Origin of the sequence: Christensenella sp. (assembly GCF_034927525.1) — a bacterium.
Taxonomy (GTDB): Bacteria; Bacillota; Clostridia; order Christensenellales; family Christensenellaceae; genus Christensenella.
On sequence record NZ_JAYFPU010000006.1, the window covers coordinates 1 to 2,406 of the forward strand.

At 44.4% G+C, this 2,406-nt stretch carries 3 protein-coding genes; all 3 read left to right on the top strand.

Features of this window, described 5'->3' with window-relative positions; genetic code table 11:
• A partial coding sequence (locus VB081_RS00125) for an RNase H family protein (RefSeq protein WP_323398836.1) occupies positions 1-361 on the top strand: 361 nt, incomplete at its 5' end.
• Between the two features lie 25 nt (positions 362-386).
• A complete protein-coding gene (gene lipA / locus VB081_RS00130; RefSeq protein ID WP_323398837.1) occupies positions 387-1,259 on the top strand; it encodes a lipoyl synthase in 873 nt (290 codons plus the stop codon).
• Entirely contained in the window at positions 1,256-2,245 is a 990-nt protein-coding gene (locus VB081_RS00135) for a lipoate--protein ligase (protein WP_323398838.1), read from the top strand. Before lipA ends, VB081_RS00135 begins: the two co-directional genes overlap by 4 nt.
• Positions 2,246-2,406 lie beyond the last annotated feature (161 nt).

Consider the following 2,406-nt stretch of genomic DNA (forward strand, 5'->3'; position numbering starts at 1 on the left):
AGGCAACAAAAAGGAATTGGCCGGTTTTTTTCCGGATACGACGAATAACCGGATGGAATTGATGGCTGCATTGCAGGGTTTGTTGGCACTAAAAGAGAAATGCAGCGTAAAGGTGCATACTGACAGCGCATATATCCATAATGCATTTGAGAAAGGCTGGATCATATCGTGGCAAAACAACGGCTGGCTCACATCTACAAAAAAGCCTGTCGAGAATCAGGATTTATGGAAACAGCTTGTCAATGCGACAAAGGATCATGTCGTCAAATGGTATAAGGTCAAAGGTCACTCAGACGATGAGATGAACAATCTTTGCGACAAGCTGGCACGGGAACAAATAAAAAAGAATGTGAAAACATGATCTGGAAATGGAGAATACTGTTTAAATGACGATAGAAAGAAAACCGGAATGGTTGAAGGTCAGCTACCACGGAGAAGCAGTCGAAACCCTGGATAAAATGCTGGATGGTTTATCTTTAAATACGGTATGCAGGGAAGCCAATTGCCCTAATATGGGGGAATGCTTCAAAAAACGGACTGCGACCTTCCTGATCATGGGAAGAAATTGCACACGTGGCTGCAGATTTTGCAATGTCACAAAAGAGACACCTACACCTCTTGATGAAAGGGAAGCGGATCATATTCTGGAGGCGGTGGAAAAGATGGGATTGCGGCATGTCGTGATCACATCTGTTACGAGGGACGATATTGTCGATGGTGGTGCGCAGCATTTTTCCAATATTGTTCATGCCCTTAAGGAAAACGTACCGGAGGTCACCGTGGAATTGCTGATCCCGGATCTCAGCGGTTCTTACAAAGCGCTTGAAACGGTGATCGAATCCTGCCCGGATATTTTGGGGCATAATGTGGAGACGGTTCCGGCTTTATATGCGCAGGTGCGCCCGGAAGCGGATTATCAGCGCTCCGTCGCAGTGCTGCGGCACATCAAGGATGTTAATCCCGATATGGTTACAAAGACAGGTATTATGGTAGGACTCGGCGAGGCAGAAGAACAGGTTTTTGAGGTGATGGACGACATCCTTGCCGCGCATTGCGATATTTTAACGATAGGCCAATACCTACAGCCATCAAAAGATCATCTTCGCGTACATGAATATGTCACTCCCGGACAATTCCAAAAATATGCCGATGTTGGCACAGAAAAGGGGATTCGTTACGTATACAGCGGCCCTTTAGTACGAAGTTCATATCATGCAGAAGAAGCTTTCGCGGCTTACGGAAAGGCCCGCAGCCTATGATATATGTAGAAACAGGCTCCACAGACGCTTATTTTAATTTTGGACTGGAGCAGTATCTGATGGAGCGAGTGGATGCTGGCGTTATTCCCGGGCCTGTACTTTTGTTTTGGCAGACAAAACCGACCCTTATGGTAGGGCGCTTCCAAAATATTCACAAAGAAGTCAATGAAAGATATGCCAAAAGCAAAGGAATACAAATCGTGCGCCGTGCAAGCGGCGGTGGGACGATTTATACGGATATGGGCGGATGGCAATTCAGCCATATTACACGAAACGTTAATTTCGATGAAATCGATTTTGCAGAATATACAAAAAATGTAACGGCAGCGCTTTGCGCAATGGGAGTAAATGCATATGCCAATGGCAGAAACGACATTCTGGTGGATGGAAAAAAGATTTCTGGTAACGCACAATATGTAATGCGTAAGGGAAAGGTGCATCATGGTTCGCTATTGTTCCAAACTGATATCAATGAAATGGTAGCGGCGCTGACACCCTCAAAAGATAAAATCACATCCAAAGGAATCGATTCTGTACGCCAGCGTGTGGGAAATATTGCTGATTATCTCAAAACCGATATGACGCCCGGGCAATTCAAAGAAGAAATGCTTGGAAGGCTACTGCAAAATGTGCAGGTTTACAAACTCACCGAACAGGACAGGGAGGCCGCACAAAAGATCGCAGAGGAAAAATTCGGGTCATGGGAATGGAATTATGGCAGCCAATTGGTTTTTGAAGTAGTTCGCGAAAGAAAATTTGCCGGTGGAAAGATGGAGTGCTGTTTGAATATCAAAGACGGCAAGATCGATCGCTGTATATTTTATGGCGATTTTTTTTGCCAAGGAGATATTGATGTGCTGATTGACCGGCTCGTCGGTACAGACTATCATGAATCAGCCATACGAAGCGCGCTTCGTGAAGCAAGGGCAGACCAAATGTTTCATATGATTTCAGAGGATGAAATCATGGAATGTATTATTTTATAAGAAAAATAGACAAAAGGGACGACTTGTAACTATTCGCAAAACACAAGTTTTGCGACTAGTTATTGCTATAAAAGCGGTTGTATGCTATACTATAGCTATCCCGTAGTGTTATGCGGTATTTGCGAGGTTTTTGATATGAGTAATACGCCCAACTACCATCA

What these genes read in the sequence shown, in the direction of transcription:
- lipA (WP_323398837.1), top strand. Translation starts at nt 387, where the DNA reads ATGACGATAGAAAGAAAACCGGAATGGTTGAAGGTCAGCTACCACGGA.
- VB081_RS00135 (WP_323398838.1), top strand. Translation starts at nt 1,256, where the DNA reads ATGATATATGTAGAAACAGGCTCCACAGACGCTTATTTTAATTTTGGA.